This window comes from Ramlibacter sp. (assembly GCF_028292805.1).
Lineage (GTDB): Bacteria > Pseudomonadota > Gammaproteobacteria > Burkholderiales > Burkholderiaceae_C > Ramlibacter.
In genome coordinates this window covers 1-3,636 of record NZ_JAQGLS010000072.1, presented here as the reverse complement: position 1 = coordinate 3,636, position 3,636 = coordinate 1, and the positions used below count along the sequence as shown (strand labels likewise).

4 protein-coding genes are annotated in these 3,636 nt (G+C 70.8%); 3 read left to right on the top strand and 1 reads right to left on the bottom strand.

Translation table 11 applies throughout. From position 1 onward, the window contains the following. Positions 1-750 (bottom strand): FecR domain-containing protein (locus tag JWP65_RS03860; RefSeq protein WP_299760522.1); only part of this gene is annotated, 750 nt, incomplete at its 3' end. 209 nt (positions 751-959) lie between these two features. Here JWP65_RS03860 and JWP65_RS03855 point away from each other — a divergent pair. The 3 genes from JWP65_RS03855 to JWP65_RS03845 all read left to right on the top strand — a co-directional run bounded on the left by JWP65_RS03855 (position 960) and on the right by JWP65_RS03845 (position 3,624). Beyond that, complete coding sequence (locus tag JWP65_RS03855) at positions 960-1,763, top strand: ABC transporter permease (RefSeq protein ID WP_299760520.1); 804 nt, start codon at positions 960-962, stop codon at positions 1,761-1,763. Between the two features lie 2 nt (positions 1,764-1,765). Continuing rightward, complete coding sequence (locus tag JWP65_RS03850; RefSeq protein ID WP_299760518.1) at positions 1,766-2,824, top strand: MlaD family protein; 1,059 nt, start codon at positions 1,766-1,768, stop codon at positions 2,822-2,824. A 164-nt stretch (positions 2,825-2,988) separates the two neighbouring features. Continuing rightward, entirely contained in the window at positions 2,989-3,624 is a 636-nt protein-coding gene (locus JWP65_RS03845; protein WP_299760516.1) for a hypothetical protein, read from the top strand. Positions 3,625-3,636: the final 12 nt, after the last annotated feature.

The following is a 3,636-nucleotide window of genomic DNA, read 5'->3' as shown; positions in this document are numbered from 1 at the left end:
CGGGGCCGTCGGCCTGGCGTTCGCCTGCGCCGACGCTGGCCCGGCGATGATGATGGTGCGTCCGTTGTAGGCCGCGCTTGGCGCGGCGGCGGGCGCCGCGGCGACCGTGGGCATCCGCACGGTGGGTTCGCCGCGGCGGCGCGCCCCGGCCCAGCGATCGAAGTCGTCGGTGGCTGCGAACAGCGGCAGCTTGACCTTGGCCAACCCGCGTTCGCGGAAGGTGGCGCGCTGGCCGGCCTTGAGTTCCTGCGCCTGGCCCTGTTCGCCATATACGACGGCGGTGCCGGCCAGCACCACCACCCGGGTCGTGCCTTGACTGGCGTCGACGTCGATCCGGTAGTCGCCCGGCTGGCGAGCCCGGAACGCCAGGTTGGGCGTGCCGATCTCGAAGCTGTCGCCAGGGTTGGCCCGCGTCACCGTCGCCAGCAGGCTGCCTTGCGTCAGGCTCAGCTGGGTCGAAGTCGGGCTGGCGTTTTCCAGCGTCACCTGGGTCTGGCTGTCGACGCGCAAGGCGTGGCCGCCGGCCTGCAGTTCGGCGCGCGAGCCGCGGTCGGTCCACAGCCGGTCGCCGCGCTTGAGCACCCGGCGCGGCTGCACGTCGTGCCATTCCTGGTCGTCCCGCGGCGCATGGGCCACCGAGCCCTCGGCATGGTGCAGGTGGGCGTCAGGCACGGCCACCACCTGCGCCAGGGCGGCGGCGCTCCAGGCCAGCGCGATCACAGCAGGCGCGCCTCTGAGGAAAGCGTTCATGCCGCAATGAACGCATGAGTCAGGCCGAAAGTGCGCTAACGGCGTGTAAAGGCGCGCCGCCGCCGGCCGAATTTTTGCAAAGCGCGGGAAGTTGCTGCAGTGGTGTTGCGCGCGTGCAGCGCCCACGTCGCCTGAACGGGCAGCCCGGCTCGATAGGAGGCGGTGCCGGACGACCCGGCTCGGCGCCGTCCAGCTACCATGCGCGTTCCATGACCCGCATGACCACCGCCTACCGCTCCGTCAGTCATACCGGCCTGGCGCCGGCGCGCTGGCTGGCGGCATGGGCCCGGATCACGTTCTTCGGCGCCGTGATGCTGGTGCGGGCCTTGTCGCCGCGCAGCTACGGACCGGAGACGCGCTACAACCTGGCGCGCCACATGTACCTGGACACGGCCCCCATCCTCTGGTGGTTCACCGTGATGATCGCGCTGTTCACGATGATCATCACGCGCATCGTGATCATCACCGCCGACAACTACGGGCTGTCGCAGTACGCGCTGGAGATGGTGATCCGGGTGCTGGTGATCGAGCTGATCCCGCTGACGGCGGCGCTGTTCGTCGCCCTGCGCTGCACCATTCCGAGCGGGGCGGCGCTGGTGGAGATGCGGCGCATCGGCCACTTTCGCACCCTGCGGCGGCGCAAGCTCGACCCCATCGCGGTCGAGGTGCTGCCGCGCATGCTGGCGGGCGTGTTCTCCTGCATCACGCTGGCGGCGCTCAGCTGCCTGGTGGCCGGCGTGCTGGCCTACCTGGCGATGTACGGCTTCCACCTGGCCGGCGAACAGAACTACACGCGCATCGTGGGGCGGGTGTTCCACCCCGGCTTCATGATGATCTTCGTGCTCAAGACGGTGTTCTTCGCGCTCGCCGTTTCCATCATTCCCATGGCTTCGGGCCTGAACAACGTCGACAGCGACGGCTCCCGCGAGGCTGCCGCGCTGCAAGGCCTGGTGCGGATGTTCGGCGTGCTGCTGATGCTCGAGGCCGTCTCGCTGATGGGCAACTACTTCTGACCATGGACGACCCCAACGCCGCCCTTCCGCCCCCGCCGCCCCCGCCGGCCAGCCCGCCGCCGCCGCCGCAGACACCGGTCTCCCGCTCCGAGCCCAGCGCCCAGGCCCGACCGGTGGAGAACCTGCAGTTGAAGGCCATCGTGCTGCTGGTGTTCACCGTCGCCCTGGTGGTCGCCGCCGCGCTCTACCTGTTGCGGGCGCGCGGCTACTTCGAGCCCAAGCAAGGGCTGGTGCTGATCGCCGACAACGCCGAGGGCGTCGTGGCCGGCATGGACCTGAGCTTTTCCGGCTTTCCCATCGGCCGGGTCGAGAGCGTCGAGCTGGGCGAGGAGGGCAACGTGCGCATCAAGGTGGAGGTGCGGCAAAAGGACGCCAAGTGGCTGCGCACCTCGAGCGTGTTCACGCTGGTCAAGGGCTTGCTGGGCGGGCCGCAGCTGCGCGCCTACACCGGCATGCTGGCCGATCCGCCGCTGCCCGCGGGCGCCGAGCGGCCGGTGCTGCGCGGCGACGCCAACGAGGAGATCCAGCGCGTGATCGGGGCGGCGCGCAACGTGCTGGACAACCTCAACGAGATCACGGCCTCCAATTCCGAGCTGAACCAGGCGATGGGGAGCCTGCAGGTGTTCACCCGCAAGCTGCAAAGCGAGCGCGGCGCGCTGCACGCCATCTTCGGCAACGAGGCCGATGCGCAGAAGCTGGTCGTGACCATCGAGCGCGCCAACGCGGCGCTGGCGCGGGTCGAGCAGCTGGTGGGCAACACCGACCGCATGGTGGTCAACGCCGACCGCCAGGTGTTCGGCCCCGAGGGGCTGGCCAACGACGCCCGCGTCACGGTGCGGCAGGTGCAGGTGCTGCTGACCGACGCGCGCAGCAGCATGCAGCGCATCGACACCGTGCTCAAGGAGGCGCAAGGCGCCGCCAGCAACGTGCGCGTGGCCACCGAGGACCTGGGCACGCTGCGCGCCGAGGTGGAGACCAACCTGCGCAAGATCGAGGACATGATCAACGACCTGAACCGCAAGTGGCCGCTGGCCAGGGAACGCAAGGTGGAGCTGCCATGAGCCGCCGGGCCCGGCCCAAGGCAAATCCCGCAGCGCGTAGCGCGCAGGGTCGTCCAGTGAGCCCCGCACGGCCGCCGGAAGGGGCTCGCCCCCCGCGCTCGCGGAGGAGGGCGGAGCAGGCCGCGCAGCGGACAATCCTGGGGGAGGTTGCATGGAAGCGGTTCTTGCTGCTGGTCGGGTGCGCGGCGCTGCTGGCCGCTTGCGGCAACAAGCCGCGCCAGCCCGACTGGCTGGTCAACGCCGACGGCGCCCAGGAGCGCTACCAACGCGCTTACCTGTCGGGCCGGGATCGCGTGGCGACCGCCGAATTCACCCGCCTGCGCAGCGAGGTGGCGAGCACCGGCGAGCCGGGCCAGGTGGCCCGCGTCGAGCTGACGCGCTGCGCCATGCAGGTGGCGACGCTCGACTTCCAGCCGTGCGCCGGTTTCGAGCCGCTGCGCGTCGACGCGCCGGCGACCGAGCGCGCCTACGCCGACTTCCTGGCGGGAACGCTGCAGCCGGCGCAGGCCGAGCAGTTGGCCAAGGAGTACCGCGGCCTGGCCGGCGGTGACGCCTTGAAGAAGATGGACGATCCGGTTTCGCGCCTGATCGCGGCGGCGGTGCTGCTGCGCACCGGCCGGGCCGATCCGCAAGTGCTGCAGCTGGCCGCCGACACCGCCTCCGAGCAAGGCTGGCGCCGCGCGGTGCTGGCCTGGCTGGGCGCGCAGGCGATGCGGGCCGAGCAGGCCGGCGCAACGGAAGAAGCGCAGCGACTGCGGCGACGGATGCAGTTGGCGTCCGAGGACAAACCAGCCCTCTAGCCCCCGTAGATC

Excerpts from the sequence above, each read along its gene's own strand:
- JWP65_RS03855 (WP_299760520.1), top strand. The coding sequence starts at position 960 with ATGACCCGCATGACCACCGCCTACCGCTCCGTCAGTCATACCGGCCTG.
- JWP65_RS03850 (WP_299760518.1), top strand. The coding sequence starts at position 1,766 with ATGGACGACCCCAACGCCGCCCTTCCGCCCCCGCCGCCCCCGCCGGCC.